Annotated in this window: 27 protein-coding genes and 1 pseudogene; 10 read left to right on the forward strand and 18 right to left on the reverse strand. The window is 57.6% G+C overall.

The window, feature by feature from the left end:
• Nucleotides 1-77 precede the first annotated feature (77 nt).
• The 4 genes and pseudogenes from V7Q49_RS12685 to V7Q49_RS12700 form a co-directional block, all read right to left on the reverse strand.
• Nucleotides 78-1448 (reverse strand): NAD-dependent succinate-semialdehyde dehydrogenase, encoded by a 1371-nt coding sequence (locus tag V7Q49_RS12685; protein WP_333852352.1) that lies wholly within the window; start codon nucleotides 1446-1448, stop codon nucleotides 78-80.
• 584 nt (nucleotides 1449-2032) lie between these two features.
• Nucleotides 2033-2164 (reverse strand): annotated as a pseudogene (locus tag V7Q49_RS12690) (BrnA antitoxin family protein); the annotation flags it as partial.
• Nucleotides 2165-2214: 50 nt separating this feature from the next.
• Nucleotides 2215-2637 carry a hypothetical protein gene (locus V7Q49_RS12695; protein ID WP_333852354.1) on the reverse strand — a complete coding sequence of 141 codons (423 nt, stop codon included), beginning with the start codon at nucleotides 2635-2637 and terminating at the stop codon, nucleotides 2215-2217.
• The gene (locus tag V7Q49_RS12700) at nucleotides 2615-3007 is read right to left on the reverse strand and encodes a polymorphic toxin type 44 domain-containing protein (RefSeq protein WP_333852356.1); all 393 of its coding nucleotides are present in this window, start codon (nucleotides 3005-3007) and stop codon (nucleotides 2615-2617) included. The genes V7Q49_RS12695 and V7Q49_RS12700 overlap by 23 nt, the downstream gene beginning before the upstream one ends.
• A gap of 174 nt (nucleotides 3008-3181) precedes the next feature.
• Between V7Q49_RS12700 and V7Q49_RS12705 the strand changes: the two genes are divergently transcribed.
• The 3 genes from V7Q49_RS12705 to V7Q49_RS12715 all read left to right on the forward strand — a co-directional run bounded on the left by V7Q49_RS12705 (nucleotide 3182) and on the right by V7Q49_RS12715 (nucleotide 6023).
• Entirely contained in the window at nucleotides 3182-3925 is a 744-nt protein-coding gene (locus tag V7Q49_RS12705; protein WP_333852358.1) for a helix-turn-helix domain-containing protein, read from the forward strand.
• A 47-nt stretch (nucleotides 3926-3972) separates the two neighbouring features.
• Nucleotides 3973-4617 (forward strand): LysE family translocator, encoded by a 645-nt coding sequence (locus V7Q49_RS12710; protein WP_333852360.1) that lies wholly within the window; start codon nucleotides 3973-3975, stop codon nucleotides 4615-4617.
• Nucleotides 4618-4742: 125 nt separating this feature from the next.
• Entirely contained in the window at nucleotides 4743-6023 is a 1281-nt protein-coding gene (locus V7Q49_RS12715; RefSeq protein WP_333852362.1) for a DUF445 domain-containing protein, read from the forward strand.
• 5 nt (nucleotides 6024-6028) lie between these two features.
• Here the strand turns inward: V7Q49_RS12715 and V7Q49_RS12720 are convergent, their stop codons facing one another.
• The 5 genes from V7Q49_RS12720 to V7Q49_RS12740 form a co-directional block, all read right to left on the reverse strand.
• The gene (locus tag V7Q49_RS12720; protein ID WP_333852364.1) at nucleotides 6029-7096 is read right to left on the reverse strand and encodes a DUF2955 domain-containing protein; all 1068 of its coding nucleotides are present in this window, start codon (nucleotides 7094-7096) and stop codon (nucleotides 6029-6031) included.
• Nucleotides 7097-7098: 2 nt separating this feature from the next.
• Entirely contained in the window at nucleotides 7099-8166 is a 1068-nt protein-coding gene (locus V7Q49_RS12725; protein WP_333852416.1) for an HlyD family secretion protein, read from the reverse strand.
• Nucleotides 8166-8633: a MarR family winged helix-turn-helix transcriptional regulator gene (locus tag V7Q49_RS12730; protein ID WP_333852366.1), complete on the reverse strand. Its 468-nt coding sequence runs from the start codon at nucleotides 8631-8633 to the stop codon at nucleotides 8166-8168. Before V7Q49_RS12730 ends, V7Q49_RS12725 begins: the two co-directional genes overlap by 1 nt.
• Nucleotides 8634-8741: 108 nt before the next feature.
• Nucleotides 8742-9083: a hypothetical protein gene (locus V7Q49_RS12735; protein WP_333852368.1), complete on the reverse strand. Its 342-nt coding sequence runs from the start codon at nucleotides 9081-9083 to the stop codon at nucleotides 8742-8744.
• A gap of 17 nt (nucleotides 9084-9100) precedes the next feature.
• Nucleotides 9101-9664, reverse strand: coding sequence for a helix-turn-helix transcriptional regulator (locus V7Q49_RS12740; RefSeq protein ID WP_333852370.1), 564 nt, complete (start codon nucleotides 9662-9664; stop codon nucleotides 9101-9103).
• A 531-nt stretch (nucleotides 9665-10195) separates the two neighbouring features.
• Here V7Q49_RS12740 and V7Q49_RS12745 point away from each other — a divergent pair.
• Entirely contained in the window at nucleotides 10196-14179 is a 3984-nt protein-coding gene (locus tag V7Q49_RS12745; RefSeq protein WP_333852372.1) for an autotransporter outer membrane beta-barrel domain-containing protein, read from the forward strand.
• 56 nt (nucleotides 14180-14235) lie between these two features.
• On the opposite strand, the gene V7Q49_RS12750 is transcribed toward V7Q49_RS12745, so the two are convergent.
• The 4 genes from V7Q49_RS12750 to V7Q49_RS12765 all read right to left on the reverse strand — a co-directional run bounded on the left by V7Q49_RS12750 (nucleotide 14236) and on the right by V7Q49_RS12765 (nucleotide 16290).
• Nucleotides 14236-14613 carry a hypothetical protein gene (locus V7Q49_RS12750; RefSeq protein ID WP_333852374.1) on the reverse strand — a complete coding sequence of 126 codons (378 nt, stop codon included), beginning with the start codon at nucleotides 14611-14613 and terminating at the stop codon, nucleotides 14236-14238.
• A 295-nt stretch (nucleotides 14614-14908) separates the two neighbouring features.
• Nucleotides 14909-15604, reverse strand: a complete 696-nt coding sequence (locus V7Q49_RS12755; RefSeq protein ID WP_333852376.1) for an ArsR/SmtB family transcription factor — start codon at nucleotides 15602-15604, stop codon at nucleotides 14909-14911.
• On the reverse strand, nucleotides 15579-15974 hold the full coding sequence (locus V7Q49_RS12760) for an amino acid-binding protein (protein ID WP_333852418.1): 396 nt from the start codon (nucleotides 15972-15974) through the stop codon (nucleotides 15579-15581). Before V7Q49_RS12760 ends, V7Q49_RS12755 begins: the two co-directional genes overlap by 26 nt.
• Nucleotides 15967-16290: an antibiotic biosynthesis monooxygenase family protein gene (locus V7Q49_RS12765; RefSeq protein WP_333852378.1), complete on the reverse strand. Its 324-nt coding sequence runs from the start codon at nucleotides 16288-16290 to the stop codon at nucleotides 15967-15969. Before V7Q49_RS12765 ends, V7Q49_RS12760 begins: the two co-directional genes overlap by 8 nt.
• Nucleotides 16291-16451: 161 nt before the next feature.
• Here V7Q49_RS12765 and V7Q49_RS12770 point away from each other — a divergent pair, with 161 nt between their 5' ends.
• Nucleotides 16452-16721: a type II toxin-antitoxin system TacA family antitoxin gene (locus V7Q49_RS12770; RefSeq protein ID WP_333852380.1), complete on the forward strand. Its 270-nt coding sequence runs from the start codon at nucleotides 16452-16454 to the stop codon at nucleotides 16719-16721.
• A gap of 3 nt (nucleotides 16722-16724) precedes the next feature.
• Nucleotides 16725-17246: a GNAT family N-acetyltransferase gene (locus V7Q49_RS12775; protein ID WP_333852382.1), complete on the forward strand. Its 522-nt coding sequence runs from the start codon at nucleotides 16725-16727 to the stop codon at nucleotides 17244-17246.
• 88 nt (nucleotides 17247-17334) lie between these two features.
• Here the strand turns inward: V7Q49_RS12775 and V7Q49_RS12780 are convergent, their stop codons facing one another.
• Complete coding sequence (locus V7Q49_RS12780) at nucleotides 17335-18750, reverse strand: aldehyde dehydrogenase family protein (protein WP_333852384.1); 1416 nt, start codon at nucleotides 18748-18750, stop codon at nucleotides 17335-17337.
• Nucleotides 18751-18850: 100 nt separating this feature from the next.
• On the opposite strand from V7Q49_RS12780, the gene V7Q49_RS12785 reads away from it, so the two are divergent.
• Nucleotides 18851-19753 (forward strand): LysR family transcriptional regulator, encoded by a 903-nt coding sequence (locus V7Q49_RS12785; protein WP_333852386.1) that lies wholly within the window; start codon nucleotides 18851-18853, stop codon nucleotides 19751-19753.
• Here V7Q49_RS12785 and V7Q49_RS12790 read toward each other — a convergent pair.
• Entirely contained in the window at nucleotides 19740-20219 is a 480-nt protein-coding gene (locus V7Q49_RS12790; RefSeq protein ID WP_333852388.1) for a carboxymuconolactone decarboxylase family protein, read from the reverse strand. The two genes, V7Q49_RS12785 and V7Q49_RS12790, sit on opposite strands and share 14 nt — an antisense overlap.
• Nucleotides 20220-20319: 100 nt before the next feature.
• Here V7Q49_RS12790 and pdxR point away from each other — a divergent pair, with 100 nt between their 5' ends.
• Both pdxR and V7Q49_RS12800 read left to right on the forward strand, forming a co-directional pair.
• The gene (gene pdxR / locus V7Q49_RS12795; RefSeq protein ID WP_333852390.1) at nucleotides 20320-21711 is read left to right on the forward strand and encodes a MocR-like pyridoxine biosynthesis transcription factor PdxR; all 1392 of its coding nucleotides are present in this window, start codon (nucleotides 20320-20322) and stop codon (nucleotides 21709-21711) included.
• Between the two features lie 115 nt (nucleotides 21712-21826).
• The gene (locus tag V7Q49_RS12800; protein WP_333852392.1) at nucleotides 21827-22081 is read left to right on the forward strand and encodes a DUF4282 domain-containing protein; all 255 of its coding nucleotides are present in this window, start codon (nucleotides 21827-21829) and stop codon (nucleotides 22079-22081) included.
• 42 nt (nucleotides 22082-22123) lie between these two features.
• Here V7Q49_RS12800 and V7Q49_RS12805 read toward each other — a convergent pair whose 3' ends face one another.
• Nucleotides 22124-22300, reverse strand: coding sequence for a DUF1127 domain-containing protein (locus V7Q49_RS12805; protein ID WP_333852394.1), 177 nt, complete (start codon nucleotides 22298-22300; stop codon nucleotides 22124-22126).
• Nucleotides 22301-22476: 176 nt separating this feature from the next.
• Here V7Q49_RS12805 and V7Q49_RS12810 point away from each other — a divergent pair, with 176 nt between their 5' ends.
• The gene (locus V7Q49_RS12810; protein ID WP_333852396.1) at nucleotides 22477-23892 is read left to right on the forward strand and encodes an aminotransferase-like domain-containing protein; all 1416 of its coding nucleotides are present in this window, start codon (nucleotides 22477-22479) and stop codon (nucleotides 23890-23892) included.
• Between the two features lie 106 nt (nucleotides 23893-23998).
• On the opposite strand, the gene foxA is transcribed toward V7Q49_RS12810, so the two are convergent.
• Nucleotides 23999-26107 carry a ferrioxamine B receptor FoxA gene (gene foxA / locus V7Q49_RS12815; RefSeq protein WP_333852398.1) on the reverse strand — a complete coding sequence of 703 codons (2109 nt, stop codon included), beginning with the start codon at nucleotides 26105-26107 and terminating at the stop codon, nucleotides 23999-24001.
• 121 nt (nucleotides 26108-26228) lie between these two features.
• A partial coding sequence (locus V7Q49_RS12820; protein ID WP_333852400.1) for a helix-turn-helix transcriptional regulator occupies nucleotides 26229-26553 on the reverse strand: 325 nt, incomplete at its 5' end.

Below are 26553 nucleotides of genomic sequence, written 5' to 3' on the forward strand. Positions count from 1 at the left end.
TGCGCTTACCCGGCCTACAACACTGCCGGTTTGTTCCCTCTCCCCTTTGGGGAGAGGGTCAGGGTGAGGGGAAATACCTAGCGGCGGATCACCACCAGCTTCTGGTTCACAAACTCTTTAATCCCCAGATCCGACAGCTCGCGCCCGTAACCGGAACGTTTTACGCCGCCAAACGGCAGCTCCGGCGCGGTATCGGTGAGCCAGTTGATCCACACCATCCCGGTTTCGATTTTCGAGGCCATCTTTTTGGCGCGATCGATATCTTTACTGAACACCGCGCCGCCCAGCCCGTAGTGCGAGTCGTTGGCGAGCTTCACCGCCTCATCATCGTTTTTCACCACGTAGATCTGCGCCACCGGGCCGAAGAACTCTTCGAAATACGCCGGGTTATCGCGGGTGATATTGGTCAGAATGGTCGGCTCAAAGAAGCTGCCTTCACGCTGGACGGGTTTGCCGCCGTAATGCAGCGTCGCGCCGTTCTTCACCGCCTCGTCCACCTGTTTCGTCAGGGTCTCCAGCGCCTCTTTCGACGACAGCGGCCCAAGTCGGGTGCCCTCGTCGAGCGGATCGCCGATCTTAATCGCGCGGAATGCCTCGGTGTATTTCGTCAGGAACTGCTCGGCCACCTTTTCATGCACGATAAAACGCTTGGCGGCGGTACAGACCTGTCCGGCATTGGCCAGACGGGCGTTGACGCCGATCTTCACCGCCTTCTCCAGATCCGCATCGTCCAGCACCACGAACACGTCGTTGCCGCCCAGTTCGAGGGTCGATTTCTTGATGTGCTTCGCCGCCTGCGCGGCCACCACGCTACCGGCCTTCTCGGACCCGGTCAGGGCCGCACCCTGCACGCGATCGTCGGCGATGATATTCGCCACCTGATCGGAAGAGATAAACAGGGTAGTCCATGCTCCGTCCGGGGCACCGGCCTCGCGCACCAGATGGGCGAACGTCTCGGCGCAGTGCGGCACGATGCTCGCATGTTTGGCGATCACCGGGTTACCCGCCGCCAGGTTCGGGGCCAGCACGCGCATTAGCTGGTAGTAAGGGAAGTTCCACGGCTCCACGGCCATCACCACGCCGATCGGGTGATGCTCCACCCACGCCTCGCCCATCTCGGACGGGTATTTCACCGGGGCGAGAAACTGTTTGGCGTTATCCGCATAGTAGCGGGCAATCTGCGCGCAGAGTTTTACCTCACCGCGGCTCTGAGCAATGAGTTTACCCATCTCCACGCTGGCAATTTTCGCCAGCTCTTCGGTACGGGAGTCAATCAAATCCGCCAGCTTGTGCAGCACCGCCAGGCGCTTGTCGATGCTGCCCTTCGACCAGTCGGAGTGGTAGAGCGCATCGGCGGTGTTCAGCGCCGCCTCGACATCAGCATCGGTATGAGAAGGATATTCTTTGATGAGTTTGTTGTTGGCAGGATTCACTGTCTTATAGGCCATTGTTGCCTCCTTTTTTACCGCGTTGGGTATTAAGGGTAGTCAAAATGGCTGAGCTTGCAGGTAAAGTTAGGTATAAAGGGAACGCCACCCGGAGGGTGGCGTGAGAGATTCTGGTCTTATGGCACCGGGATCTATGCGACGCAGCATTCGTTCCAGCTGTCTTTAAAGACAATATTTCCCTATTCGCTATTTTTATTTCTGGCAAGGTATTTTTCTAATATACCAACAACCTTTGAACATATAGAGAATGCAACAAACCATAACGCGGCATATACGAACTTCATTGGCCACACAACAGACAGCAGAAGGCAAACTATAAAGCCACCTACAAACAGTACGGATTCAAAGAAACTCCAGATTTGAACCGTCACTAATACTAAAGCCTTTAAAATATACTTATACTTAAATGAGAAGGAACTGCTATTTGGCATTTAATTTACTCTCAACCATTTCTATTATTTTATAAAATAGGGCTACCCCAGTTGGTTTGCTAAATGAACCGCTCCCACAAAGGGTTTTTCGAGGGTAAAGTCGATTATATCGAGCGCGCTACCATCAGATGGCATCTGTTCTTTTAATCACTAAAATTTCCCGCGAACCGCATCACTCCACTGCTCATCGGTAGTTTCTGGGATATCACTATAATCGATTTCATTATCAGACTTTTCCTCCAATGCCAGTAGTTCATTTTTATGCAGCGTACTACAAGGTGGCATTTCATCGCGTTTCAATCTCACCACTTCCTGCATTTTCATTTCCATATTAATTAACGTACTCCTGTTGCAGTAAGATTAATCACCGGGATAACCAGCATTTCCTGAGCGTAGAACATCGTCAGATTACTGAAAGAATATATACGCCCTGATAACTTAACATTAACGGTATTACCGTAGCCGCTAATGATCGCACTACCATTATCTGAAACAAGAAAAGGCTCGCTTTTCCTAAGCTGCTCTATCGTCTGATTTTTATCATCCAGATAGTAGCGATAAATATCAGGTACGGTTGCCCCGCCCCCATACTGCGTGACGTAAAGCGTCACTTTTTCTGAAATCGCCTTTTTTATCACTAAACGATCGTCGCTTCGGCTCTTCATGAAGTATTCATAAGAAAAATAGCCTGCAACGATAACAAGCAACAGGACAGTGGTAAGCCGATGTAACCATTTAATAGCCGTGCTGACGTGCATAATTTATTCCCTGCTTTATCCAAAACTGATCGCGCGGGTCGTCACCATAAGGAAATTTACCATGCCATGCACCCCACTGCGGGCGTGATGTCTGCGCATGCGATTGCGCAAAGCCTGCCCCCATATAAAACGTTTCTTCAGGTATACCCGCAGCAAATCCTGTTGCGCCATAATTAAAATTGCCAAAATTTGCCAGGTTTCTGTCTTGCTGTTTGTAATCCCATGGTCCACGATTTCGGACTTTTTGATAGAACCAGTAATAAATTTGCGGCAAGGCCATATTTCTCGACATTCCATTGATACGAGCCTCGCGCATATTCTTATGAATAAGTTCAAAACCCTCTTTGGGTAATAATGGTATAACGGCCATATATTCATTCCTTTGATAATTTTACCTATAACTCCATGATGCGTCGCCGTTATTTTATTTAACCATGAAATTTATACCACTATTCTTATCACATAACGACCTCTCCCTAAATTATCACAGGCGACACCCTTCTCCGCTCATGCTATAACCCTTTAAACCCCTCCGGTAGCCACCATGACCCATACGCGCCACGTCAATCAGACTTTCCGCCGCCAGCCAGGCGTTGAACTGCGCAGCACCTGGCAAAGCACCCAGGCCTATAAGCGTCACAGCCATGCGCAACTTTCGATTGGCGCTATCCTGGAGGGGCAAACCTGCTGCACCTGCAACGGCGAGCCGTTTATCCTTTACCCTGGCGATCTGATCGTCATTCCCGCCCATATGCCGCACAGCTGTAATCCGGTCGCAGGGCAGCCGCGCAGCTACCATATGCTGTATCTGGAGTCCGACCTTCAGCCCGCCATGCAGGTGATCCGCAGCGAAGCGCTGTTTCGCCAGTATTTGACCGTGGTTGAAACACTCGCGGCCACGGCCATCGACAGGCTGCTCTCCCTGCTTGCCGCCACGCCAACGCAGTCCGCCGCCCTGCGTCCTACCAGCCTTGCGCTTCAGCAGACGCTTCGTCAAAGCCTGCAAACGCCGCCTTCTCTGGATGTCTTAGCCCGGCGCTTCTCGCTGCGCAAAGAGACGCTTATCAGAACCTTTAAGCAGGATACGGGCCTGACGCCCGGCACTTTTCTGAACATTTCCCGGATAGAGTTCGCCAAAGCGCGCCTGCGCGCCGGAGATGATATAGCCGACGTCAGCTACCAGAGCGGCTTTGCCGATCAGAGCCACTTCCATAAAACCTTTGTCAGCTATACGGCCGCGACGCCGCGCCAGTACGCCACCGGGCGATCAATATCTGACAATAATTAGCGCTCGCCTCGGCGTAGCCTGACCTCAGTCTTGCTGATGAGGTCACTATGGAACTGCTTACCCCTCTCTTTCCGCCCGCTTTTTTGGCCCTCGCGCTGGCGCATTTTGTCGCCCTGCTCAGCCCCGGCCCGGATTTCTTTTTGCTGATGGGCTTCGCTGCCCGCCACCGTCTGCGCGGCAGCGCCGGGCTGTGCGTGGGGATCGCCGCGGGCAACGGGCTCTATATCCTGCTGGTGATAGTAGGCTGGAGCGCGCTGCGTCAGTTCACGCTGCTGTTCAGTATTATCGAGCTGCTGGGCGCGTTGTATCTGCTGTGGATCGGCTGGCAGCTGGTGCAAAGCCGCGCCCGCACGCTGGCGCTGGATAACCCAGAGCCGCAGCGACCTGCCTGGCGAAAGCAGCTCCTGCTTGGGCTGGGATCGGCAGTGTTAAATCCGAAAAACGCGCTTTTTTATCTGGCGCTGATGACTGCCCTGCTCGGCCCGAATGTCACCCTGCTGCAGCAGTCGGTGAGTGGGATCTGGATGGTCACGGTGGTGCTGATGTGGGATCTGGCGGTGGTGTCGTTTATCGCCCTGCCCACCGTACAACGGCGGCTGAGCGATAACATCTGGAAAATTGAGCGCGTGGCGGGGGTAGTGCTAATGTTATTTGGCGCAGGGATCCTGTGGCGATTTTTCATCTCAATCTGAATGTAGAGAAAGCGCCGGGTGGCGGCTTCGCCTTACCCGGCCCGTAGCCCCGGTAAGCGCAGCGCCACCGGGGAAAATGCCAGCTCCCTTGCCCCTTCGCCTTTTCTCCCTCTATCCTTAACCCTATGGAAAAACTCGCTGAACTCAAACGCGCCAAGCTCCTGGCGCTGTCGCTGCTGCTGATTGCCGCCGCGACCTTTATCGCCACCCTCTTCCTGCCGCAGACCTTCTGGGTACGGGGGGTAAAAGCTATTGCCGAAGCGGCAATGGTGGGCGCACTGGCTGACTGGTTTGCCGTGGTGGCTCTGTTCCGCCGGGTGCCGATCCCCTTTATCTCGCGCCATACGGCCATTATTCCGCGCAATAAAGACCGGATTGGCGACAATCTCGGCCAGTTTGTGCAGGAGAAGTTCCTCGATACCCAGTCGCTGGTGGCGCTCATCCGCCAGCATGAACCGGCTCTGCTTATCGGCAACTGGTTCAGCCAGCCCGATAACGCCCAGCGCGTCGGGCAGCATATCATGCAGGTGATGAGCGGTTTTCTCGAGCTGACCGACGACGGGCGCATTCAGCGCATGCTCAAGCGGGCGGTGCATAAAGCGCTGGATAAGGTCGATTTCAGCGAAACCAGCGCCGCCATGCTGGAGAGCATGACCAAAAACAACCGTCACCAGGTGCTGCTAGATGCGGTGATTAATCGCCTGATTACGCTCCTGCAGCGCGATACCACCCGCGACTTTATCGCCGCGCAAATCGTCCACTGGCTGAAAACCGAGCATCCGCGCAAGGCGATGATTTTGCCTACCGAGTGGCTGGGGGATCAGAGCGCCGAGCTGGTGTCTAATGCGGTGAATGCCATTCTGGATGACGTCAGCCACGACCGCACCCATCAGATCCGTCAGGCCTTCGATCGCGCGGTGCTTAAGCTGGTGGAAAATCTGAAAAACGATCCGGAAACCGCGGCCAAAGCCGAGAACATCAAAGAATATCTCAAGAACGACGAGGCCTTTAACCGCTATCTGGGGGAAATGTGGGCCGACCTGCGCCAGTGGCTGAAGGCCGATATGCAAAGCGACGACTCCCGGGTGAAGCAGCGCCTCGCCAACGCCGGGCTGTGGTTTGGTGAAACCCTGGTGGCGGATACCAACCTGCGCGCCTCGCTGAACGAGCATCTGGAGCAGGCCGCCCATCGCGTGGCGCCGGATTTTGCCCGCTTCCTTACCCGCCACATCAGCGACACGGTCAAAGGCTGGGATGCCAAAGATATGTCCCGGCAGATCGAGCTGAACATCGGCAAAGACCTGCAGTTTATCCGCGTCAACGGCACCCTGGTGGGCGGCACCATCGGGCTGATTTTGTTCCTGCTCTCGCAGCTGCCCGACGTGCTGCCCCTCCTCACCCGGTAAAAGGATTACGGATTGCGGATCACGTAGCGCGTCGGCGCAAAGCAGTTAAGGATCAGGTGCATAAGGAACACCATGGTCAGGGTCGCCACCAGCGCCACCGTCACTGAAACGATGCGGTAGAGATCGCTGAACACCAGGTCGCCGTCGGGGTGCATGTTCTGGCCAAACATGATCCCGATGGTGGTGATGCTGGCAAACCCGACCCCGGCTCCCACCTTCTCCATCACGTGCAGGCGAGCGCCAAACGCCAGCCCGAGGCCGATCAGCGGCATCATCAGCAGCATATGGCTGCTGTGATCGTACAGCACCAGCTGCACCAGCAGAATGTAGAGGCAGCCGAGCACCACCCCGACCACGCGCCAGAGGGAGCTCATCACCGCTCCGCGATAATGCATCGGGAAGAGGATCAGCACGCCCGCCATCAGCGCCGACAGGGAGTCGCTGAGATCGCTTATCTGGAATACCACAAAAATCATCGTCGCCACGGTGCCGGAGAGCAGCGACTCATGGCGCACCCGGGCGGCGTCTTTCTCCAGCCGCGGCGGCGGCGTGCGCGGTTCCACGTCCGGCAGCAGATAGTGCATCAGCGCGCTCAGGCACACCGCCATCACGCTGGCCTCGAGGTTGGAGAACAGCAGCGTGTGCCAGTTGGTGGTGGGGTAGCTCATAAAGTTGAGCATGGTGCTCTGGCATACCACCCCCATCGAGCCAAACAGAAACAGCGGCCCCTGGCTCATAAAGCGAAAACGCATCACGTAGAGGCCAAACACCACCAGGGTCATTATCAGCGGCCACTGCGCCAGATAGCCGATAATGAACACCATTTCGATACAGTTCAGCGCAGAGCTGAACACGAACTGTTTGGCGACGTGGCGGTTAAACACCGGCACCAGCGACAGCAGCATGATCGGGTAGATCACAAAGAAGACGCCGTAGCTGGTGCTGTAAAAGCTCGACACGCTGAGGGCAATCATCCCGGCAAAGACGATGCGCAACGTCTGACGAAAGTCGTTGGCGGTGTAGACGATATTGCCGTGCGGGGTAAAGACCCGCGCCAGGGTATTAATAGACATGATCAATACACATAGTGCAGCAGGCTGACGAGGTGGATCTGCATCCCGGAGAAGAAACGGGCAAACGGACCTTCGCTGTTATAGAGCTGCACGGTGGCGCGCGCCCCGGTCGGCAGGTGCTTCGGCAGGGCTTCGTCCAGTGCCACGTGGATGCGCATGCGCTGGGCATCACGCACCCAGCGGTTGGAGGTCTCCGGCTCCGACAGCTGGCCGTTGACCGCCTCCTGTCCCGCTAAAATACCGGCATCGCTGCTGATAACGTGGGCGCGGAACACGCGGCCCGGGAAGGCGTCAAACACCACCGCGGCGTCGGTGTCCTGATGGGTGTGGCGCAGGCTCTTCTCGCGGAAATCGGCGACGATATCGCTCTGGTTATTCACCAGCGCCAGTGCCGCCAAGCCCGAGGCGGCATAAAAGCCGGGGCTCAGCTGGACGTTACTGACCGTGCCGTCGGCCTCGGCGTAAATTTTCGTCCAGCCGAGGTTGAGTTCAGCCTCGTCCAGCGCGTTGCGGTATTTTTGCAGGGTCACGTTCTGCTTTTCATCGCGCTCGCCGCGCTCAATGCGCAGCTGATGGATGCTGGCGTCCAGATTGGCGACGGCCTGCTCGCTGCTCTGCCAGGTGGTACGGACCTTATCGAGATCCGCCTGGGAGACGTTCTGCAGGGTGCTCAGTTTCTGATAGCGCTCAAAGGTCACTTTATCGTTGCGGGCGGTGAGCTGGGCGGTTTTCAGGCTGGCCTGGGCCGCCACGATCTGCGCGTCCAGCTGCTGGTTGGCGAGCCGCGCCTGCTGCAGGGCAATTTCCGCGGCCTCGACTTTATTGCGGAACGGCGTCGGGTCGAGCTCAAACAGCAGATCGCCCTTCTTCACCTGGCTGTTGTTATGGACATGCACCGCCGCCACATAGCCGGAGACGCGCGCCGATACCGGCGTGACCACGCGCATCACCGTGGCGTCCGGCGTCAGCGGGATCCAGATATCCGCGACAATAAAATAGACAAACATCAGCAGGAAAGAGGCAATACTCACCCTTACCCAGCGGGCAAACTTTTGTTCAGGGGTCATGATTATTGGGTCTTGTTATCTTCTTCGCGGATTGTCCGCAAATTGCAGGCGATTTGATTGAGTGTGGCGCTGAAAATGTCGAGATGATCCGGAGCGATATTCTGCGATACCCGCTCCTGGAACGTTTCGATTACCTGGGTCAGCGTTTTCAGCACCGCGTTCCCCTCGGGTGTGAGCGTCAGCAGCCGGATGCGCTTGTCGTAAGGCGATGTGGTGCGCAGCAGGTAGCCCTGCTTTTCCAGCTGTGAAAGAGTGCGCATAAGCGGCGGCAGTTCAATACCCTGCACCTCCGCCAGTTCGCTTACCGAGACGTTATCCCCTAAGGATTTGAGCTGCATCATCACCGTCCAGCTCGACTGGGTTAACCCGGTTCCGATAATGGCGTCGTCAATCACCGCGCGCCACTGACGCACAATCATTGCCATTCGCATGCCCATCGGCCGGCGGCAGAACAGATCTTCTTCACGCATGGGGGAACCTCGCTTCACACGCTGAGAAGATAATAGTTATCAGGATAAGTATCAAGAAACGAGGAACTAAAGAGCAGGAATTGCGAAAGCGTGACTACGCCTGTTTATTTAGCTGCAGATACGTGTCTGCCTGCGGAGATAGGTTTCAATGGCGATCCATTCGGTAAGACGTTTATAGAGAAGAAGAATGGCCACGGGCAACAGGCTGTTGATCCCCTGGCTGATATCGGGCCCCGCGGGCGACATCCTGCCCAGGTTATTGAACGGCACGTTGGTCAGCCTTAACAGGTTGAAGTAATCCATACGCAAAAGCTGCGGGAAGCTCTGCTGCGAGATATTACACAAACATTCATGGTAAATCCGCAGCTGCTGCTCTTCGCTATCGGTCGTCTCGATCAGGATCAACATCGCTTTTTCCAGACTTTTTTGTGCCGCGATCATTCTTTCCATACGGGTCCCTTACAGCATTAAACGCACTGATCAAATTTTTTATACAAGCCGGTCAGATTGGTCACGGAAAACTTGCGATAAATATTGCGTCGATGATGGCTGACGGTTTTTCCGGTCACGTCCAGGTAACGTGTAATCTCTTTATTCTTTTTCCCCGACACAATATAAGGCAGCAGCATGCTCTCCATGCGGGTTAAAGGTTGTTGTTTTTCAAGTTGATGCCAGCGAACATTTTTAAAAATAGTGACCGGTTGCTCTTCCTGGGAAAAATGAGCAAGACAGGCGCGTAATGTTCGCACGGCGTTTTTACAATCGATAGTATAATCCGCGATGGTATTAATAAGTATATTTTCAATCGTACTTTCGTAGCACACATCCCGGGTAATAAAAATAAAATAGCTCTGCTCGTAACGATTTTTCACATCCAACAGGGCGTTCAGCACCTTGATATCAGACTCACCGTAATCCACCACAATGGCTTTGGTGCGGACCAGATCCTCCCGGGTCGCATTTTTAATATCATCGAGGTACAGTACCCGTTGAAACGATGGCGCGTCGGTCATGAGTTGTTCGACCAGCATGGAAAAGCCCTGCTGAAAATATCTACAGGATGTTAATACAATAATCATCATCTATATCCCTGGCATCACTGTGGATTTAATCATAATCCTTTAGAATGTAATAATTTTCAATTAACACTTTTCGGTGGATTATAAGAATATTCTTAATCGATTAGCGGCAATTCGTGCTCTTCCTCACAGAAAATAATATTTAAGCGAAACATTTATCTGTAATTACAGCGGGATATCCAATCAGCTAAGACTTTTCCAAATAGGGGCAGATCAATCTGACCCTGCCCCTTATTTTCTTTTGATATGCTGCAAAATGTAACGAAGGATTAAACGGTGTATGCGTTTTTATATTCGCCATTGCGAAATAAAATCATTACGCAATTATAGAAGGACTTAAATATGAGCAATTCTTTTCGATTGACGCGTCTGGCTGCCAGTATGAGCTTACTTTTTGGCAGCGGTTTAATTTTATCCCCGGCATTCGCTAACGCCTGCACTACTTTTTCGCAGGAAGGAACCTGTGGATTAACTGAATATGATATGACGTCTCCGATAACACCAAAGCCTACCGCCTGGTATTTCACGCTGCCCACCCAGGATGCGGCCATTAATAGCACGGCTAAAGCGCAAAACGTCTATTTCGCCAGCGGTACCTCTTCGCGTACCGCTTTGGATGTACAACAGCTTCTCGTCGATGGCACAAATCTAAGTGGCCATTATATTAACGTCAGTAAAAACGGTTCGGCCACCCTTTCACTGGAAAACAATGCCAGCGTGGACTGGATCGAAGCGGGGGGCTCGGAAACCAACACCAGGATTATCGTTGATGATTCAACCCTGAATGGTGCCAGTGCGGCGGTAGATTATGACAGTACCGAAAAAACGCCGGTCTATTCTAAAAACTATGCCAAAGGGCTCGCCATTTATCTGGATATCTCCAATAGCGGCGATACCGATATTGATATCCAAAACGGCAGCCAGCTTAACGGTTCGATCGTTGCCGGTGGCGCAGGTAAACATGACATCACCCTGGAGGAGAGTCACATCCAGGGTGGCAGTATTAGTCTGTATAACACCCAAAATAATGATTCAATCACTCTCCTTAACAGCGGTATTGATATCACGGGTGCTTTTGTACCCTTCTCCACGTCTATTGCAAGTAATGCGGTTGAAATTTCCGCTTCTGAGGATGCTGATAAAAATCACGCGGTGGTCATCAATCACAGTCAGATCAAGGGTTCGGTGGCTATCACCAGCTCAGGCAACAACACACTCGCCATCAGTGATTCCACTGTCAGTACCACAACCCAGGCTGAGGGTAACGCCCTGAGCCTGCTGGGCGGCAAAACCACCCAACTGAACCTCGATAACAGCGAGATCGTCGGCCATACAACGCTTTCCGGCTCGAACAGCATTACCGCCTCGCTGGAGGATTCACACCTCAACGGCAACCTGATTGCCAACAAAGCCGCACAGATTGCCATGGATATTACCCGCTCCGTGCTGACAGGCAACATCGATGCCAGCACCGGCACAGGCACCGTGGATCTGCATCTGACCGACAGCACCCTCTCCGGGGACGTCAATCTTAACGGCGCGACGGTACTCCGCTCCGACCTCTGGCTGGATAACACTGCGGTGGCGGGCAAGCTGTACGGCAGCGGCGAGGCAAGCACCCTGCATCTGGCGAACATGCCTGAGTTTGGCGGAACGCAGTTCAGCCACTTTGGCAAGCTGGCGATTACGGGCGATCTGACTCTGACCGACGGCTTTAGCGATGCCAACGTGGGTAACGCCCTCACCGTTAGCGGCACCAGGGTAACCGCCCCGGTACAGCTGAGCAGCGGCACCTTAACCTTTGATAACACCAGACTTATCGCCGACACTCTGGCGCTGAGCAGCGGCGCATCGCTGAATATGGTCAACCATAGCCAGCTGCAAACCCGTTCCGATCGGCTGTTCAACCTGGCGGCCTCATCCACCCTGCCAGAGGGCTATAACGACACCGGCGCGCGTCTGGGCTTTACCGACAGCACGCTGATCCTCACCGATGACACTTACCATCTGGACTATGTGAAGGCGGTCAACGACCTGCTGGGCGCAACACAAGGTAACAGCCTGGTGATGCTCGGCACGCTGCAGAATGCCGATAACGTGGCGGGCACCGCCAGCGTAATCGATGCCGCCATGACCCAGGCCGTGCTGGCCAATACCCAGGTCACCGCCAGTAAAAACCAGCTCCATATCGGCGAGAAAGATGCGATCACCGATGAGACTATTTTCGTACGTAACGGTTTTGGCGCAGCGCAGCTGCGGTTTGAAGGTGAAGGCCAGCCGTCGGTGGAGATTGCCGGTAACCAGACGCTGACCCTGACCGGAGCCGCAGGCGCGTTAATCGACGTGGCTGGCGCACCGGACGCCCCCGTTGCGGTGGCGGTTAATAACGGGACCCTGAACTTAGGCACCGCGGCCATGCAGAACGTCACGGGCCACCTCACCGGCACCGTCACCGTGGCACCGGAAGGCACCCTGAATATCGTGGCGGGCGACCACACCCTGGTCTCCGGCGGATCCGCTGCCGGGGTAGTCAGCAGCGGCCAGGTCAACGTCCATCAGCAAGCCACTCTCCACACCGACATGACGCTGCAGGACAGCGGCCAGCTGGCGGTTAACGGCTCCCTGCTCGCAGGCCAACTCACCGCCAGCCAGGATGCGCAGATTACCGTCGGCAATGTCACCGCTGCGGGCACGCTGATGGCGGAACGTTTAGATCTGCAGGGCGCCCGGCTGTTTATCGACCCGGCCTGGACCGAGGGCGGCACGCTGGCTAACGCGTCCCGCGTGGCAAGCGGCGGCAGCGAGATTAACGGTCGCGTGACCGTGGGCCAGAACGCCCTGCTGGTGCTGGGGGATACCACCACTACCGCAGCGGAAGCCCGTTTCGCCGACAGCGGCTTAACCTGGGGTGAAAACGCGATTACGGCAGCGGTCTCGGTCCATACACCACAATTCCTCAACGCCACTCAGGGCGGGCTGCGGGTTGACGGCGCTCTGACCGGCAGTTCCACCGACCGCGACGCCGCGTTTAACAGCGTCGACTTTGCCGACCACTCTCTGCTGATGGTCAGCACCAAAGAGATGTCCAACGGCCAGGCCGCGCTGAATGCCGTCGGAGGCAGTCTGAACGTGGCCGACAACGCCGCACTTTACGTCGCAGATGCGAAGGCCAACCAGACCTATGCGGTTGCCAGAGGCTTTAGCGACGTCAGCATCGCCGGAAACGGCTGGCAGAATGAGAACCTGCGGCTGAACAAACTGCTGACGGCCACCACGCAGGAACGTGATGGCGAGGTGCTGGTCACCACCCAGGCACGCGCGGCGCAGGATGTCCTGCCGGGCGTGGTCACCACCCATGCACTGGATCGGCTTATCGCCAGCGGGGAGAACTCAGGCTCTGCCAGCCAGGCGGGCGCGCGTTATCTCTCCGTCGCCATCGATACCCCACAGGCGAGCGTGGATGAGGTGGTGAGAACCGTCAACAGCGCGGCGCAAATCGCGACGGCGGGTGGCGTGCAGCATAATACCTGGGCGGCGGGCAGTGCGGCGGTTGATGCCGTGATGGAGCGCAACTCCGTGGCCAACGCGGCGCTGCAACCTGCTGACACCGACGCCAGCGTCTGGGTACACACCCTGTACGGCAACCCGCGCAGCAGCGACCTGCGCGCCGGGAACCTGCGCTACGGTCAGGACAGCAGCTTCTACGGCCTGATGATGGGAGGAGATAAAGCCTGGCAGACCGATCGCGGTACCCTGCGCAGCGGCGCGGCGTTCCATGCCGGTAATGGCGACAGCGACTCCCGCGGCGACGTCAACGCCACCCACAACGATTTCAGCTTCTGGGGCGTTACCCTGTACCAGAACTGGAACCAGGACCGCTGGAACCTGACGGGCGACGTCAGCCTGACTCAGACCAGCAACGACGTTGACCAGAAACAGCCGGGCTGGATGGCGGCGGGCAATAAGCTGAAGGCCAACGTGGACGGGATGCTGTTCAGCGCGGGCGTGCGGGGCGAGTACCTGATCGCAACCGACGTGCTGGATATCATTCCTCATGCAGGCGTGCGCTATAACCAGCTCACGACAGAGGCTTTCGATACCAAAAACAGCCAGGGTGAACGCGTCTTCCATACCGATAAAGGGACGCAGACAATCTGGCAGTTCCCGGTAGGGGTGAAAGTGGCGAAAACCTTTGCGCTGGATTCTGGCTGGACGATGAGCACTCAGGCCGATGCCGCGGTGGTCGCCGTCACCGGTGACCGGGAGAGTCAGAACACTCTGCGTACCGTGGGTATCAGCGGCAGCGATACGATCCGCGCTGAAATCATGGACGACACCGCCTTTAATGGCCAGTTTGGGGTCAAAATGCAAAAAAGCGATATGACCTTCGGCGTGGGCTACAACGTTAACGCTTCTCAGCACGACACCGATCAGACGGTGAGCGCGACCTGGTCGCTCGCCTTCTAAAACAAAAAAGCCGCATACAACAGTATGCGGCTTTTTTTCAGGCCAGACGCGGGATATTAATTCATTACGTTATGCGAGGGGATCCGGGATCCGTTTTGCTCCTCCGAAAATAAGAGAAACTGTGATGCTGAAATATATTGTTCCACCGCATTCCAGGCCACCACATCACTATATAACTCGGTAATAAGGGTCAGCAGATGCTGATTTTTGTTCACTCCCACAGGATGGCGGGTATTCTTTTCGATAAGGGCGGCCAGAAGGGCCTTAACGTCGTTAAGCGCTTTGCGCTGCGCAACCGGCACGTCACGGCTTCCGAGACGCGAAATATAACGCTCTGACAGACTGGCAAGAGTATCCGGCGAGCAGGGCATTTCCGATAAGGAAATAATACTCTGGAACAGCACGCTCTCTGCGTAACTTTTTATTGTAGACACAATATATCTTCTCCCTGTTAATACATTGCATTTTTAAACAGACCTTTATTTAGCTGGCATACATGCAGGCTAATTTTTTATTCTACAGGAGATTTAGCGATGACGATAAGAGTAAAAGCTCACATGCGAAAATTCTCAACTTAAATACATTTAAGTGAAGAATAAATACGACTGCACATATAAATAAGATGAATAATTATCAAGCAGCGGTACGCGCAGATGCCGGGTGGCGCTGCGCTTACCCGGCCTACGGGTCTTTTGTAGGCCCGGCAAGCTTGCGCCGCCGGGCGTCTCCTCAGCGGCTAAAATGCCGATCAATGGCCCGTCTTCCTGACGCGGTCACCACCACTTCGCGAAACCCCGGAACCCGCTGGATCCAGCCGTTGGTTTCCAGATGCACCAGCAGCGCCGCCCCCGCCTCGCCGCCCAGATGAAACCGCCGCTCGCTCCAGTCCAGACAGGCGCAGCAGGCTTTACGCCGCGTGCTGGCATTCAATGCGATCCCCAGAGAGAGAAACGCCTCGCGCCCGCCGAGGGTGAGGGCCGATCCATCCGCCGCCAGCCAACCTGCCGCCTGCATAAAGTCATACATCTGCACCGCGATCGTGCCCGCCAGATGATCGTAGCAGGTCCGCGCGTGGCGCATCGATTCCGGTGCCGTGGTCTCTGGCGGCGTGATGCGGCCCCACGACAGCCCCATCATCTGCTCCACCAGCGCCGCGACCTCGTGACCCGCCAGACGATAGTAACGATGCCGACCCTGAGAAAGGCAGGTTATCAGCCTCCCCTCCAGCAGCCGGGTGAGATGTCCGCTGGCGGTAGAAGGCGCCACGTCCGCCACGGCGCTGAGTTCGGTGGCGGTCCACGCCCGCCCGTCCATCAGGGCGCAGAGCATTTTCACCCGTGACGGGTCGGCCATCGCCGCGGCAACCGCAGCAACGGCCAGCTCCAGCGTGGCGCGGTTATCAGGGGGTAAACTGGTCTTTAGCATTGGCAACCCACGGCCTGGTGATCTCTGCGGCCAGCTTATCATTATCCGTCAGCAGAATAAGGTGGTTCGCATGATCGCTGTACTGGATCAGGATAGAGACGCCCTGTGCTGCCAGCGCGGCCGCAATTTCCCCCAGCTCGCCGGGGCGTTCCTGTTTGAGTTTACGCATCAGCGGCTTTCGCACCGCCTGCACCTTGAAACCGCCGTCGAGCAGCACGCGCCGGGCCTTTTCGCCCTCCTCCACCAGAAAATGCGCCTCCACGCCAAAGACGCCGCCGCCCTCCAGCCCAACACCGTTGCGTCCCAGCAGCTGACCAAAGCGCGCCAGCTCGCCGGGCACATCGTTGAAAAGCACATGAACGTCATACATCGGCATGCCCTCCGTTTTCAGAGGCATATTCCCGCACCACCTGGGCCACGCGAATGCGGTAGCAGGCAAATATCGACGCCCGCCCTTCGGACTGCGCGGCCTGGTGAAAGCCGTTTTGCTTCCAGTTCCGGATAGCCTCTTCATCCCGCCACCAGGAGAGAGAGAGGATTTTGCCGTCAGTGGTCAGGCTCTGAAAACGTTCGATATCGATAAAGCCGTCGATATCCGCCAGCAGCGGTTTTAGCTCGGCGGCCAGCTGCAGGTAACGCGCCTGATGCGCGGGTTGCGCTGTGGCTTCAAACAGGACTGCAATCATGAGGATCTCTCCGTTGTGAGGTTAAGGAGAGGATGAAGGAAAGGAAAAAGGGATGCTTCGGTGAGGAGCGAAATGTGGCGTTATGGTTGAAAAACCCTCAGTTCAGCTTTATAGTCAGTGTACGGAAATTATCCGTACATACAGATAAACCCGGAGTAAAAATGCCAGCACTGAAAAAACAGCGCATCGATCTCAGGTTAACTGACGACGACAAAAATCTGATCGAAGAAGCTGCGGCAATGACCAACCAGACTATCACCCAGTTTATGGTTAACAGTGCCTCTGAACGGGCTGCCGAAGTCATTGAGCAGCATCGCCGTCTGATCCTCAATGAGGAGTCGTGGGATCGCGTGATGGATGCCCTCGACAACCCGCCAGAGCCTGATGACAGGCTGAAACGCGCAGCGAGACGTCTGCAAAACATGGAGTAAGGCGTGGCTAATCTGACGATAAGGATGTTTTCACAAGAGACCCCCTACGATTTAACAGGCTTCAACTGCGGGGACATCGGCCTGAACCGTTTTCTGTGTGAGCACCTTGCACGCCAGCACGGTGGTCGTCTGTTACGCGCTTATCTTCTCGTTACCGACGATCCCACGCCAAAAGTGCTGGGCTACTACACCTTGTCCGGCAGTTGCTTTGAGAAAGAGACCCTGCCCTCAAAAACGCAGCAGCGTAAAGTGCCGTATGCCAATGTACCCAGCGTCACGCTTGGACGCCTCGCGATACACCAGGATCTTCAGGGCCAGGGCTGGGGAACGACGCTGGTGACACATGCCATGAAAGTGGTGTACCTGGCATCACAGGCTGTAGGCATTCATGGCCTGTTTGTGGATGCGCTCAACGATAAGGCGAAAGATTTTTATTTGACGCTCGGCTTTATCCCTTTGACGGGCAGCAACGTCGATGCCCTCTTCTATCCCACAAAATCCATTGAAAAGCTGTTTGTTGATTAAACCGCGAATTGCCGGGTGGCGCTGCGCTTATCCGGCCTACAAAGGCACGAACTGTAGGCCCGGCAAGCCTGCGCCGCCGGGCGTGGTGTTAGCCCAGGATCGACTTCGGCTCCATAAACGCGCCGATCCCCCAGGTCCCCATCTCGCGCCCCACGCCGGAGTGTTTAAACCCGCCAAAGGGGGCTTTGGGCTCATGGGCGAGGGTGTTGACCAGCACGCGACCGGACTGGATCTGCTCCGCCACGCGGCGGGCGCGTTCCGCGTTATCGCCCAACACCAGCGCGCTCAGCCCGTAGTCGGTGTCGTTGGCAATGGCGATAGCTTCGGCCTCGTCGCGGTAGGGGATCACGCACAGCACCGGGCCAAAGATTTCGTCACGGGCGATAGCCATCTGGTTGTGTACGTCGGTAAACAGCGTCGGGCGGACAAACCAGCCGTCCCGGGTGCCTTCCGGCCGCCCTTCCCCGCCCGTCAGCAGGCGCGCCCCCTCAGCCAGCCCTCTCTGAATATACCCCTGCACCCGCTGCCACTGTTTTTCACTCACCATCGGGCCGACCTCGGTGGCTGCATCGCGCGGATCGCCGGACTTCACCGCCGCGATGGCCTGGGCCAGCGCCTGCTCTATTTCCGCTTTTCGCGACTGCGGCACCAGGATCCGCGTCCCGGCCACGCACGCCTGCCCGCTGTTCATCAGACCGGCCTGGATCGCCAGCGGAACCGCCTGTTTGATATCGGCATCGTCGAGAATAATCGTCGGGGACTTGCCGCCCAGCTCCAGGGTGACGCGGGTGAAGTTCTCCGCCGCGTTGCGCAGGATCGCTTTGCCGGTCTGCGTTGAACCGGTAAAGGAGATTTTCGCAACAAGAGGGTGACGGCTGATGGTCTCGCCCACCGTGTCGCCGCGCCCGGTGACGATGTTAAACACCCCCGGCGGCAGGTCGGCGACGTGCAGCGCCTCGGTCACGATCTGCGTCTGCAGGGCGCTCATTTCGCTGGGCTTGATCACCGCCGTGCAGCCCGCGGCCAGCGCCGCCGCCAGCTTGCCGCAGATAAAGCCCGCGTCGCTGTTCCACGGGGTGATCAGCCCGGCGACGCCGAGCGGGGTCATCTCTACCCGGGCCGCCCCGGCAGTCATCACGAATTCAAACGCCTCCAGCGCCGCGATGGTCTGGCCGATCACCTCCGCCGGATAGCTTGCCATCCACGCCGAGCGCGACGCGGGTGCGCCGTACTCCTCAATCACCGCCTCCAGCAGATCGTCGTGACGGGCCGCCACCGCAGCCTGCATCCGCCGTAACGCGGCGATACGCTCCTGCTTCGTGGTTTGCGACCACGCCGGAAAAGCGGCTTGAGCGGCAGCAATGGCGCGTTCGGCATCGACCGCGTCAGCCAGTCGCACCTGGCCTGTCACCCTGGCTGTCGCCGGGTTATAAAGATCGAAACGCTCGGTGCCGTGTGGGGTGACAAATTCACCTTTGATATAAATCTGTTCGATGTTATGCATATAAACCTCCTCAGGCTGGATGCACCCAGTCTGGCACGCCTTCTCCGTTACGATAATCCACGCTATGCTGCAAAGGTTGTTTCGATTTTCGGGATAATCTATGCATCGTTCAGGACTGACAGAGCTGGAAGTGGTGATGGCCGTGGTGCGTCGCGGCAGCTTTCGCGCCGCCGCCCAGGAGCTGGGGATGTCGGCCACCGCCGTGAGCAATGCCGTTGCCGGGCTGGAGAGCCGCCTGCAAACCCGCCTGTTTAACCGCACCACCCGTAGCGTGGGGCTCACCGACGCCGGACAGCGCTACGTGGCGCGGATCGGCCCGGCGTTACAGGAGATTCGTCAGGCAGATGAAGAGATCCACAGCGACACCGACGAGCCCGCCGGCACCCTGCGCCTGAACGTTCCCAACAACGTCGGCACGCTGTTCCTGGATGCGCTGCTGATCGACTTCATGATCCGCTACCCGAAAATGCGCGTCGAAGCGGTGAGTGAAGCGCGGATGATCGATATCGTGGCGGAGGGTTACGACGCCGGGGTGCGCCTCGCGGAAGCCGTCCCGCAGGATATGATCGCCGTCCCGCTTACCCCCGACATTCGTCAGCTCGTCACCGCCACACCGGACTATTTTGCCCGTTACGGCACTCCGCAAACCCCGGACGATCTGCTGCATCACCAGGGGATCGGTATGCGGATGGCCCACGGCGGGATCTATCGCTGGGAGCTGGCGCGACGCGGGGAGCAGATCGCCCTGGCGGTGCCGCCGCGTTTTGCCACCTCGGATCTCTTTGCTTCGATCCGGGCGGTAAAAGCCGGGCTGGGGGTCGGGTTCTTGCCGGAACTCTACATTCAGCAGGAGCTGGAAAGCGGGGAGCTGGTGAGCGTGCTGGATGAGTGGTCGCAGCCCTTTGCCGGGCTGCGCCTTTACTACCCCGGCCATCGCCACGTCCCGCCGGGGCTGCGGGCGCTGGTGGCGATGATCCGCGAGCGCGGTGTTACTCGAGGTTAGCTTTGTTCAGGCCGTAGGCCGCATCCAGCGCGCCAGGTTCCATACGGGAGGTGATCCCCAGACGGTTCCAGGCGTTGATCGCCACGATCGCAAAGTTCAGCTCAGAGATCTCAATCTCCGAATAGTGTTCCGCCACGCTGCGGTACAGCACATCACTGACGCCGTGCGGCCCGATCTGGGTCAGCGCTTCGGTGAAGGCCAGGGCCGCTTTTTCACGGGCGCTGAACAGCGGGGACTCGCGCCATGCGGTCAGATGGTAGAGGCGCAGCTCGCGCTCACCGGCAATTTTTGCCTCTTTTGAATGCATATCCAGACAGAAGGTGCAGCCGTTGAGCTGGGAGACGCGGATGTCGATCAGGTGCTTCAGCGCCGGGTCGATGGAGGTCTGGCTCACTGCCATGCTCAGGTCGGACAGCGCTTTAGCGAGGGCAGGTGTGGCTTTATGGTGGTTAACGCGAGTGCTCATTGGCTTTCCTCTTATGGGCGATGTATGAAATGCGATGGGGCAAATGTACGCCGTTCATGACATAGTAAAAAGATACAAAAAGCGCGAAATGAGGTAGGACATGAAGCCGGGCTATCACGACATCTACACCCGCTATCGGGACAACATCACCCGCGGCGTTCTAAAGCCCGGCGACAAAGTGCCTGCCATCCGCGTGCTGGCAGAAGAGCTGAAGGTGGCGCGTAAAACCGTCGAAACCGCCTATGCCATCCTGATCGGTGAGGGCTATCTGGTGAGCCAGGGGGCGCGCGGCACCCGGGTGAACCCGGATTTAACCCTTCCAGTCACCCCTCCGCCCCCCGGCGATCCGCTTACGGGCCAGCTGCCGGAATCGCTGGTCGGCCAGCGTGAACGGGCGGGCTTTTTGCGCCCCGGCATCCCGGCGCTGGACAGTTTCCCGTATAAGAAATGGCTGCTGCTGGCGGGGCAGGCGGTGCGCGCCATGCGCCAGGAGGAGATGCTCAACCCGCCGGTGATGGGCTGGGGGCCCCTGCGTCAGGCGATCGCCAGCTATCTCAACATCTCGCGCGGGTTGTCCTGCACGCCGGAGCAGGTGCTGATCACCAGCGGCTACAGCGGCAGCCTGCGGCTGATCCTTGACACCCTCGCCAGCCGCAACGACAAGGTGGTGTTTGAAGATCCCGGCTATTTTATGGGCCAGCAGCTGCTCCGGCGGATCGTGCCGCGCCTGCATACCGTGCCGGTGGATCGTGCCGGCATGGACACCGATTACCTGCTGCGCCACCACGCCGACGCCCGGTTTGCCATTGTCACTCCCTCGCACCAGAGCCCGCTGGCGGTCACGCTGTCGCTGCCGCGTAAGCAGCAGCTGCTCGACTGGGCGGGGCAGAACGACGCCTGGATTATCGAGGATGACTACGACGGCGAGTTTCACTACACCCGCAAGGTGCTGCCGTCGCTGAAAAGCCTCGATCGTCAGGATCGGGTGATCTACATGGGCACCTTCAGCAAAACCGTGATGCCGTCTCTGCGCCTCGGCTACGTGGTGATGCCCGCCAGCACGGTGTCGGCCTTTAACGACTGCGCCGACCTGCTTGCCAGCGGCCAGCCGGTGCTGACGCAGAAGATCCTCACCGCCTTTCTCAACGACGGCCACTTCTTCCGCCACCTGAAAAAGATGCGTGCCCTCTATCAGCAGCGGCGCGACTGGATGATAGCCGCCCTGCACGAGGTCTACGGGGATCGGTTCTTCACCGAGCAGAACGACGGTGGAATGCATATCGTGGCGTTTCTCACCAAAGGCAGCTGCGACCTGGAGATCGCCCACTGCTGGCAACAGCAGCAGCTGCAGGTGAATGCCCTGTCGGCGTGGTACAGCGGGTCGGGCAAACGCTACGGGCTGGTGATGGGGTATAACAACGTGCGCAGCTATGAGGAGGCCGTGGCGCTACTCATGCGGCCGAAGAGCCAAACCTGCGAACTTCTTAAATAACAACCCCCTGATTTTGCATCAGAAAAGGCCGTTTTCAGATAATCTTAAGGGTATGAATTATGGCGACTGCCTTTATAATCAACGCGCAAATTTAATACTTCTAAGGACAAGAAAAATGAAATCACTTCTGGGATTCGACTATCTGTTAACGCCGCGCGTGCTGGTCTTTTTCTACTGGATCGCCATGCTGTTTATCCTGCTCGGCGGGATCTACTCCATGTTTACCGAGCATCTTATCGCTGGCTTTTTCGGCATGGTGTTCAGTCTGATTGGCACCCGCGTGATGTTCGAGCTGATCATGGTGGCGTTTAAAAATAACGAATATTTGCGCCGCATTGCGGAAAACACCGGGAAACCTGGCATCGAGTGATGCTTTATGCCGGGTAGCGGCTGCGCCTTACCCGGCCAATAACTACTGGTCATAGCGCGCTACGTCACTGCGCGAAAGCCCGATATCTTTCAAATGCTCATCGCTTAGCTGGCTCAAAATCTTGCGCGTGCGGTTGATGCGATACCAGCGGGCAAGAATTTTTCCCGTCCAGATAAAAATCGCAAAGGGTCGTTTCGCACGATTTTCATTGAATTCCATGATGTTCTCCTCAGGTTGTCAGAGGGGTTATCATCACGGATATGACGCCTTGCAATACAGATTCAAAAATAACTTTTTTTTAACATACAGATCGTATAAAACGAGAACTGCATGGCGATTTTTACTGCCATCTGTACCGGTTTTACTTTCTGTATGGTGACATTGAGGGATACAGCATGACGCGCTATCAACATCTGGCCAATCTCCTGGCAGAACGCATTGAACAAGGGCTGTATCGCAGTGGGGAACGGTTACCGTCGGTGCGCGCGCTGAGTCAGGAGCACGGCGTCAGCATCAGCACCATACAGCAGGCCTATCAGATCCTCGAAAACTTACAGCTGATTACCCCCCAGCCGCGCTCGGGCTATTTTGTCGCGCCGCGCAAGGCGCAGCCGCCGGTTCCGGCGATGTCGCGCCCGGTCCAGCGGCCGGTGGAGGTGACCCAGTGGGATGAAGTGCTTACCCTGATGGAAGGGCGCACCAAAACCGGCATCACGGCGTTTGGCGGCGGGCAGCCCGATTTGACGCAGCCAAGCCTGAAGCCCCTGTGGAAAGAGCTGAGCCGGGTGGTTCAGCACAGTGTCAAAGAGGTTCTCAGCTACGACGAACTTGCCGGGCGACGCGAACTGCGCGAACAGATTGCACGCCTGATGCTGGACGCCGGATCGGTGGTTACCGCCGACGATCTGATCATCACCAGCGGCTGTCACAGCGCCCTCTCCCTCGCGTTACTGACGATCTGTAAACCCGGCGATATCGTGGCGCTTGAATCCCCTTCTTTCTACGGCACCATGCAAATGCTGCGCGGTCTGGGGATCAAGGCGATCGAGATCCCCACCGATCCGGTGACGGGGATCAGCGTGGAAGCGCTGGAGCTGGCGCTGGAGCAGTGGCCGATCAAAGGGGTGATTGTGGTTCCCAACTGCAACAATCCGCTCGGTTTTATTATGCCCGAAGCCCGCAAGCGTCAGCTGCTGGCGCTGGCCCAGCGGCATGATATCGTGATTTTTGAGGATGATATTTACGGCGAGCTGGCATTCGAATATCCGCGCCCCTCCAGCATACACTCGCTGGATATCGACGGCCGGGTGCTGCTGTGCAACTCGTTTACCAAAACCGTCGCGCCCGGACTCCGTGTGGGGTGGATTGCCCCCGGCCGCTATCACGACCGGATTATGCACATGAAGTATGCCGCCAGCGGCACCAACGTGCCCGCCAGCCAGTTGGCCCTGGCCACCTTTATTCGGGAAGGCTATTACCACCGCCACGTGCGGCGGATGCGTCAGATCTACCAGCAGAATATTGACACCTACACCTGCTGGGTGCGGCAGTTCTTTCCCTGTGGGATCTGCGTGACCCGCCCGATGGGCGGCTACATGCTGTGGGTGGAGCTACCTGAACACGTGGATATGGTTTGCGTGTCGCGGGAGCTGGCGCGGTTTAATATACAGATCGCCGCCGGATCGCTCTTCTCGGCCTCCGGTAAATACCGGAACTGTTTAAGAATTAACTGCGCGCTGCCGCCAAACGAGAAGCACCGTGCTGCGGTAGAGCAGATGGGAGAAGCGGTGATTATCGCGATGGAGGAGTAGTGCGGCATAGTGCGGCCTGATGCCCTCACCCCGGCCCTCTCCCACAGGGAGAGGGAGCAAACACAAAAAACGGCAACAAGGTTGCCGTTTTGCTTTTACCTCCGCATCAGAACTTCCACGATACGCTGCCGACGATGCTGCGCTCGGCACCCACGTAGCAATATGAGAGCGAGTTACAGGCCGCCACGTAGCTTTCGTCCGTCAGGTTGTTGACGTTCAGCTGCGCGCTCACCCCGGTCAGCCCCACCTTCGACAGGTCATAGCCCACCGCCAGATCCACCAGCGTGTACGACGGCAGCGTGTGGGTGTTCATGCGGTCGCTGGTCACGCCGTTGACATACCGCACGCCGGAACCCAGCGTCAGGCCATCGAGCGGCCCGGTTTTGACGTCATAGCTGAGCCAGCCGCTGGCCATATTGCGTGGCGCATAGACCGCACGCTTGCCCTCTTCCTCCGGGCTGCTCTTCTTGTAGCGGATGTCGGTATAGGTATAGGCCGCCTGCAGGCGCAGGCTGTCGGTCAGCTGCCCTACCGCTTCCAGCTCCACCCCTTCGGACTCGATCTCCCCGATAGAGCGGTACGGATCGGTCGGCTCCTCTTTGGTGGCGATGTTTTTCTGGTTGATGCGGAACACCGAGGCGCTGAACTGGCTGTTCATCCCCTCCGGCTCGATCTTCACCCCCGCTTCCCACTGCTTGCCTTTCATTGGATCCAGCAGATCGCCGTTGGCATCGGCAAAGCTGGTCGGCGTAAAGGCGGTGGAGTAGCTGATGTACGGCGCGATGCCGTTATCAAACAGGTACAGCAGCGCCGCGCGGCTGCTGAAGTTGTTCTTGTCCAGATCGCTGCGGGTATCGGTCAGCTTGTCGATATTCGACACGCTCACCTGGTCGTAGCGCCCGCCCAGGGTCAGACGCCAGCGGTCCAGCGAGAGCTGATCCTGCAGGTAGTAGCCGGTCTGGCGCAGCTTGTGCTTCTCCTGGCTGTACATGGTGATGTAGTCCGGCTTCGCGCCGTACACCGGGTGGAAGGCATCGATCGGCGGGAAAGCGCCGTAGTAGCCGGTGGTATCGTTGCTGCGATCCTGATAATCGAGGCCAATCAGCACCCGGTGGTTCACCGCCCAGGTATCGAAGCTGCCGTCGATCTGGTTATCGAGGGTGATGGCATCCATCTTCTCGTCCGAACCGGAGTAACCGCGGTTAAGCTCGGTTTCATTCAGCCAGCCGGCGGCATAGACCTGGTTCAGTTCCACTTTGGTATGCAGGTAGCGCAGCTTCTGGCGCACCGACCAGCCGCTGTCAAACATATGCTCGATGTTGTAGCCGACCATGTTCTCGCGACGATCGTACTTGTCGTAATCGTCTTCGCCTTCAAAGAAGGTGTTGGAGATCATTTTCCCATCGTGCGGGACCACGGTGCCGTCGTACGGCAGGCCGGAGTGGCTGCCGCCCTCGGGATCGCGGTGCAGATAGGCCATCAGATCCAGACGGGTGTTATCGGTGATGCGCCAGGTCAGGCTCGGCATCAGGGCGTAACGCTCCTCCTTCAGCGGATCGAACTGGGAGTCGGCATAGCGGGTCATGCCGCTCAGACGGGCCGCCACGCGGTCGTTGTCGTCCAGCGCGCCGGTAACGTCAAACATCGCCCCGCGCTGATCGTTATTCCCGGCGAACAGCTTGATCTCGCCGCCCGGATCGAACGAAGGTTTGCGTGAGGTGAGCGCCACGATCCCGCCCGGCGACGAGCGACCGTACAGCACCGAGGCCGGGCCACGCACCACTTCGATATTTTCCAGGAACCAGGGATCGACCACCAGCGAGCTGTGGGAGTTGGTGTCGCCCATCATCTTCAGGCCGTCGAGGTAGACGTTGTCCAGGCTGCCGTCGGAGAAGCCGCGCAGCACGATATAGTCGAAGCGGTTCGAAGCGCCGATCTGGTTGCTGTAGACGCCCGGGGTGTAGCTCACCGCCTGACGTACGCTGGTGGCGCCCTGCTCTTCAAACTGCTCGCGGGTGACGATCGACACCGCCTGCGGGGTCTCGATATCCGGGGTCGCCAGCTTGGTGGCCCCGCTCTGCATCTGCGAGGTGACCACCACGGTTTCGGTTTTCGGCGTCTCCTGCGCCATCAGGGGGAGCGCGACGCTCCCGGTAACCCATCCCACCAGCAGCGCCAGCCGCGTTTTAGCGAACATGAAAATCTCCAAAGGCATTTCTAATTGTTAATAAGAATTATTACCTTTTTCATTTGGAAGATAGCTATGCGCGCCGCCAGAGTACGTATGCGCAATGCCAAACCGCACGAATGGCGTTGGCGATCGGGGGGAAAGCGGATTACTGGCTGCTGCGCACCGCGCCGGGACAGACGCCGTAGCGACGACGAAAGGCGGTGGCAAAGTTGGTGGCATGCTGATAGCCCGACATCCACGCTGCCTGCTGCACGCTGTGGCCTTCCAGCAGATAGCGCCGCGCCAGCCCGAGTCGGCAGTCGCGCAGGTAGTCGAACACCGTGCAGCCGTAGGCCTGGCGGAACTTGCTCCGCAGGCTGCTGGGGCTCATCGCCGCCCGGGCTGCCAGCTGGGCGAGGGTATAGTCCTGCTCCGGGGCCTGGGCCAGCAGGAGGCGGACCCGCTCCAGGCGGGCGTGCTCGCCGCCGGAC

The organism is Leclercia sp., assembly GCF_036780805.1.
In the GTDB taxonomy this organism is placed as follows: Bacteria; Pseudomonadota; Gammaproteobacteria; order Enterobacterales; family Enterobacteriaceae; genus Enterobacter.

What these genes read in the sequence shown, in the direction of transcription:
- foxA (WP_333852398.1), bottom strand. Translation starts at nt 26,107, where the DNA reads ATGCCTTTGGAGATTTTCATGTTCGCTAAAACGCGGCTGGCGCTGCTG.
- V7Q49_RS12805 (WP_333852394.1), bottom strand. Translation starts at nt 22,300, where the DNA reads ATGGAATTCAATGAAAATCGTGCGAAACGACCCTTTGCGATTTTTATC.
- V7Q49_RS12765 (WP_333852378.1), bottom strand. Translation starts at nt 16,290, where the DNA reads ATGATTGCAGTCCTGTTTGAAGCCACAGCGCAACCCGCGCATCAGGCG.
- V7Q49_RS12785 (WP_333852386.1), top strand. Translation starts at nt 18,851, where the DNA reads ATGCATCGTTCAGGACTGACAGAGCTGGAAGTGGTGATGGCCGTGGTG.
- V7Q49_RS12780 (WP_333852384.1), bottom strand. Translation starts at nt 18,750, where the DNA reads ATGCATAACATCGAACAGATTTATATCAAAGGTGAATTTGTCACCCCA.
- V7Q49_RS12730 (WP_333852366.1), bottom strand. Translation starts at nt 8,633, where the DNA reads ATGCGTGAAGAAGATCTGTTCTGCCGCCGGCCGATGGGCATGCGAATG.
- V7Q49_RS12740 (WP_333852370.1), bottom strand. Translation starts at nt 9,664, where the DNA reads ATGCTGGTCGAACAACTCATGACCGACGCGCCATCGTTTCAACGGGTA.
- V7Q49_RS12715 (WP_333852362.1), top strand. Translation starts at nt 4,743, where the DNA reads ATGGAAAAACTCGCTGAACTCAAACGCGCCAAGCTCCTGGCGCTGTCG.
- V7Q49_RS12710 (WP_333852360.1), top strand. Translation starts at nt 3,973, where the DNA reads ATGGAACTGCTTACCCCTCTCTTTCCGCCCGCTTTTTTGGCCCTCGCG.
- V7Q49_RS12705 (WP_333852358.1), top strand. Translation starts at nt 3,182, where the DNA reads ATGACCCATACGCGCCACGTCAATCAGACTTTCCGCCGCCAGCCAGGC.
- V7Q49_RS12810 (WP_333852396.1), top strand. Translation starts at nt 22,477, where the DNA reads ATGACGCGCTATCAACATCTGGCCAATCTCCTGGCAGAACGCATTGAA.
- V7Q49_RS12760 (WP_333852418.1), bottom strand. Translation starts at nt 15,974, where the DNA reads ATGTATGACGTTCATGTGCTTTTCAACGATGTGCCCGGCGAGCTGGCG.
- V7Q49_RS12685 (WP_333852352.1), bottom strand. Translation starts at nt 1,448, where the DNA reads ATGGCCTATAAGACAGTGAATCCTGCCAACAACAAACTCATCAAAGAA.
- pdxR (WP_333852390.1), top strand. Translation starts at nt 20,320, where the DNA reads ATGAAGCCGGGCTATCACGACATCTACACCCGCTATCGGGACAACATC.
- V7Q49_RS12700 (WP_333852356.1), bottom strand. Translation starts at nt 3,007, where the DNA reads ATGGCCGTTATACCATTATTACCCAAAGAGGGTTTTGAACTTATTCAT.
- V7Q49_RS12800 (WP_333852392.1), top strand. Translation starts at nt 21,827, where the DNA reads ATGAAATCACTTCTGGGATTCGACTATCTGTTAACGCCGCGCGTGCTG.
- V7Q49_RS12770 (WP_333852380.1), top strand. Translation starts at nt 16,452, where the DNA reads ATGCCAGCACTGAAAAAACAGCGCATCGATCTCAGGTTAACTGACGAC.
- V7Q49_RS12755 (WP_333852376.1), bottom strand. Translation starts at nt 15,604, where the DNA reads ATGCTAAAGACCAGTTTACCCCCTGATAACCGCGCCACGCTGGAGCTG.
- V7Q49_RS12745 (WP_333852372.1), top strand. Translation starts at nt 10,196, where the DNA reads ATGACGTCTCCGATAACACCAAAGCCTACCGCCTGGTATTTCACGCTG.
- V7Q49_RS12735 (WP_333852368.1), bottom strand. Translation starts at nt 9,083, where the DNA reads ATGGAAAGAATGATCGCGGCACAAAAAAGTCTGGAAAAAGCGATGTTG.
- V7Q49_RS12720 (WP_333852364.1), bottom strand. Translation starts at nt 7,096, where the DNA reads ATGTCTATTAATACCCTGGCGCGGGTCTTTACCCCGCACGGCAATATC.
- V7Q49_RS12695 (WP_333852354.1), bottom strand. Translation starts at nt 2,637, where the DNA reads ATGCACGTCAGCACGGCTATTAAATGGTTACATCGGCTTACCACTGTC.
- V7Q49_RS12790 (WP_333852388.1), bottom strand. Translation starts at nt 20,219, where the DNA reads ATGAGCACTCGCGTTAACCACCATAAAGCCACACCTGCCCTCGCTAAA.